3 protein-coding genes are annotated in these 4,050 nt (G+C 55.9%); 1 reads left to right on the top strand and 2 read right to left on the bottom strand.

The genetic code is table 11. The annotated features are described in order from the left end of the window. The coding region (locus ABJK56_RS13845; protein WP_347245257.1) for a hypothetical protein at positions 1-318 on the top strand (318 nt) is incomplete at its 5' end. On the opposite strand, the gene ABJK56_RS13840 is transcribed toward ABJK56_RS13845, so the two are convergent. Both ABJK56_RS13840 and ABJK56_RS13835 read right to left on the bottom strand, forming a co-directional pair. Continuing rightward, positions 288-1,154, bottom strand: coding sequence for a hypothetical protein (locus ABJK56_RS13840; RefSeq protein ID WP_347245256.1), 867 nt, complete (start codon positions 1,152-1,154; stop codon positions 288-290). The two genes, ABJK56_RS13845 and ABJK56_RS13840, sit on opposite strands and share 31 nt — an antisense overlap. A gap of 431 nt (positions 1,155-1,585) precedes the next feature. Further along, the gene (locus ABJK56_RS13835) at positions 1,586-3,703 is read right to left on the bottom strand and encodes a hypothetical protein (protein ID WP_347245255.1); all 2,118 of its coding nucleotides are present in this window, start codon (positions 3,701-3,703) and stop codon (positions 1,586-1,588) included. Positions 3,704-4,050: the final 347 nt, after the last annotated feature.

Here is a 4,050-nt window from a genome sequence, read left to right as displayed (position 1 = left end):
GGCGTCGGCGTGGCGGTGGGGGTGGCGGTGGGCGTGCTCGTCGGCGCGGCGGTGGCGGTGGGGGACGGCGTGGCAGTCGGTGCTTGGGTAACCCCACAAGCGGACAAAATGAACCCCAGAGAAGCTGTTCCGCTCAACTTGAGAAAATCACGTCGGCTCAGTTTGCGGTTTTTCATACTCCCACCTCTTTGGTTTCAGCCGCCCAACGAGTTGCGGCTAAGCCGCAGCGCGGAGCGAGCGAAGCGAGCGGAGCGCTGTCGGCTTGAGCCGCGTGTTGGGCCGTTTCGCTACGGACGGCGCTCTATCCGCGCTGTATAGACCCGGCTCTCTTGATCCGAACTGAGTACCCACACAATCCGGTCTCCCGAGATGCTCCACCCTTCCAGCCCCCACCACTTTCCATCGGCAGGCATCATAGCATAGACAGGAACAGAGAAAAACTCCCCGCGTTCAATATCATACCCCATTGGCTGGCCGCAAGTGAAGATGACAACATTGCCTGAGAGTGCCAAGTTTTCAACCCGCCGAGGGCGCGCAGCGGATGCATCACAGGGTGTAACGGTGACGGTCACCGCTTGGCGAGTCTCCAAGTTATAGAGATATAACTCGGGCCTGTCACTCCAATGCCCTGTGCTCCAGGCAACCCAAGGAGTGTCAAGTGCATAAAACTGAGGTACGGCTTGAATCTCTGGGGCATATACCTGTCCTATACAGATCTCCTCAGTGGCATCCATACGAGTTAGGTAAAGGCTCACATCAGAGCCATCACGTTCAGCCCAATCCTCATAGATTACCCATTGACCCGAAATCTGAGGCCGAAGCGCTCTTCGAGAGCCAGTAACTATCCTGGAATACATTAGACGTTCCAAATCATATCCCAAGATATGCCAATAGCGCCCATCTTCTAACTGTCTCCATATTACAATATGGTCAGAAAGGTCAGCATCGGCTATACCCGTACCTCTTGTGATGAAAGACAACTGATTTGTTTGCAGATTGTACGCAAGAAGGATCTGCTCTTGAGAAAGGGAAGCAATCCAAGTTACATATTCCCCAGAGATATGCGGATTATACAACCACCTCTCCGACGAGGACTCGACACCCATCACGTCTCTTGTAGTCAGAACGCGGGTTTGCCGCGAACTCATGTCCATCACAAATATCTCCTGAGCCCCTCTCTCCTCCATAATGGCTACCATACCTAGGCCATCAAAATCTGAGGCAAGTAACCGCTTATCTATCCCGAACGATGCTTGCAATTCTTCTAGAGAGACTACTTGTATCACACTAGGCAAGGGGGTCGGTATGGGCAACGGACTTGTCGGTAGTGGGGTAGGGCGTGGCCTACTCTCAACAGGAACGAGCGTGGCGGGCCGCGGCGGAACAGACCAGATGTCTGTCGCAGGAAGCGGTAACCACTCCCCAACCGTAGGGGTTGAGAGGGGGGACTCTTCTGCTCGTCCCAGCGCAAGGGAAGACTGACAAGCCGTCAGAACCAAACTGGTAACCAGAAACAAGCTACACAACATGGCCATAGCGACCATCGGTTTGTTCTTGTTCATCTTTTGCCTCGTCGTCTTTTTTCTTATGGGGTCTCTCGACCATACCACCAGGCAGTAAACCAGGGACGCAACCCTGTCGCAGGCGCATACGCCTGATGCCACATCTGTTCCACATTGCCCGAGTCGTCGTTCAAGAGCCACACCGCGACCCAATCCGCACGCTCCTCGTAGTACAGGAAATTCCGGATGGAGATCGCCGTCTCCTGAGGTTGAGCATCCTTTTCGGTCAGTGGGTTTCCCATCCCCTGTCCAGGAGAAGCCAGATCCGCTTCGGTGATGACTGCTGGCCGCGCATTGTTGTCAATGTTACTCGCCATTGTAGCCGGAAACCACATCGAAACGTGTTGTCCATTGGGACATCCAGCCCAGGCCTCGCGCCCCTGAATCCAGTAGTTGTGCCACGAGTAGCCATCGTTCTTGGGATTGCTGCTATTAAATACCCGGCTCATCACCGCATAGCCGGAAAACTCAAATGACGGGCAGTTCTCCGAATTCACGTTGTTCGTCTCTGCATACGCACTTTGCCCCATCGGCGGGGTGAGAACCCGAATCGGAAGATAGCCACGATTGGCTTGAACGTAGTCATAGAGATTGGCAAAATATTGATCCATATCTTGCCATGCCCGTTGCTGGTTGAGAGATGGGTTTGTGTCGAAGGCATACCACTCCACATTGGGCTCGTTGGCCGGTTCAAAGCCAAAGGCCTGCCACTGATACCCCGGCGGCGCATACCACAAGATGTACCGCTGAATCGCCATCATCTCATCCCCAATATCGTCCACCGGCCGGAATCGCCACTCGTTCCCACATTGCGACCACCCCCCAGGCCTCACCCCCGGCTGTGTGATCAGCGTGCGCCCGGCAGGCCGAGTCCGCGGATCCGGCCAGCCCGGATCTATGGACTCTTCAAAGTTCCCAGGTGACGGATAGATCCGAAAAATCACCCGTGTCCCCTCCTGTGCCGCTCGTCTCAAATAGTTGAACAACGTCGGGTTCTTGACACTCACTCCTGTGATGCGACAGTTGGCATCACGATTAAGATTGAACACCTGATTGCTCAGAACCACCACGACTTTCGGCCAAGCCCCGCCGTGTGCCCCATCCAGCGGCGCCAGCATATCACTGCTCCAATCCCCACTCGTGCGGTTGCCCAGATGCATCCCCGACCATTGCTTGGGTGGAGGTGGCGGCCAATTCCGCAATGCAACTGGTAGGTAGTTCAACCATCCACCATATGGCGCATGCAGGTATTCCTTGCTGTAGTCCCCGTTGCAGTACAACGGCCCTGCCGAGCCCCACCGCTCTATCGAGTGCGTTGCTACCACAGGCGGGTTCCCCGGTTCTACCACCAACCCGGCCCAGCACTGGTTGCCAATAATCACCACATCCCCCACCTGGGCCTGGCTCGCCGAGATCACTGTCCAACCATCGTTCAACAACCACGTGCGTAAAGCAGACACCGTACGTGCTTCCGAGTTCCACAACCCCGGAATCGGGCGCCCTCCGGCCGCCACTGCGCGGTTGACAAAGTGCGCTCCGTCCACTCCCCAATCCCCAGAGTGATACGTGCAATCCAGTGTACTCCCATTGTACCACAGATAGCATCCATCATCGTTATTCTGCCTGTTCCACCACGTGCTGGCATAGGCATACGCCGCGCCCCGGTTGTAGTTGACCGTCGTTGAGGCTGGACTGACTGATAATGCTCGCGGTTCCTCCGCAGGCTCGGAAGAACTTGGGATAATGGGGGACGGGATGCTGCCTCTCCGTGTGCGCAGCGTGCTCATCATCAAACCCAACACTCGCATGTATGGCTCAACCGTCGTATCCTGATACAGATACAGGCGGAAGCGATATAACCGTCCCCCACACCCCACGAGCACACTCTGGGCCAATGCGCCGGGAACAATAGGATGAGAGGCTTGTACTCTCCACCCCGGTTGCCCGTTAACCAACACCGCTTCTACAGCCATGTCCTCTCGTGTGCCATGTTCGCGCCAGAACCTCAGTTCGGCGTCCTGCTCCCAATCCTCGTCGGGAGATAGCCACGTTTCCCACACTTGGATCGCAGCATCCACCCGACCGTCTGGCATACTGTAAGCAAACTCGACAATCCGTGTACCAGCAACTTGATCAGGCAAAACCCTGACCTGCCAATCGGACGGATAGCGTAGAGTGAACCCGACATCAGTGAATCTGGGCCATCTGGCTGTCTCACCCGCTGTATCGTGCAAGGCGATTTCCGGTCGCTGTGGTGACTCGGGTGTGGATAGTGGCGAATGGAACAACGGCGACTGAAAGGCTTGCATCTCCGCAGTGTCTGGAAGACCATAAAAGAACCATGGCGATCAACAGACAGATCGCTAAACCAACGGATACTCTGATTATGCGCTTCATGCTTACACTCCCGATGGGTAGTTTGATGAGGAAACGGCCCAACGAGTCGCGCTTGAGCCGCAGGCCGACCGAAGGGAGGCCTGTCGGCTCA

This window comes from Thermogutta sp., assembly GCF_039793925.1.
Taxonomy (GTDB): Bacteria; Planctomycetota; Planctomycetia; order Pirellulales; family Thermoguttaceae; genus Thermogutta.
Note: the sequence above shows the minus strand (reverse complement) of the source record. Positions and strands in the feature narration are given on the sequence as shown.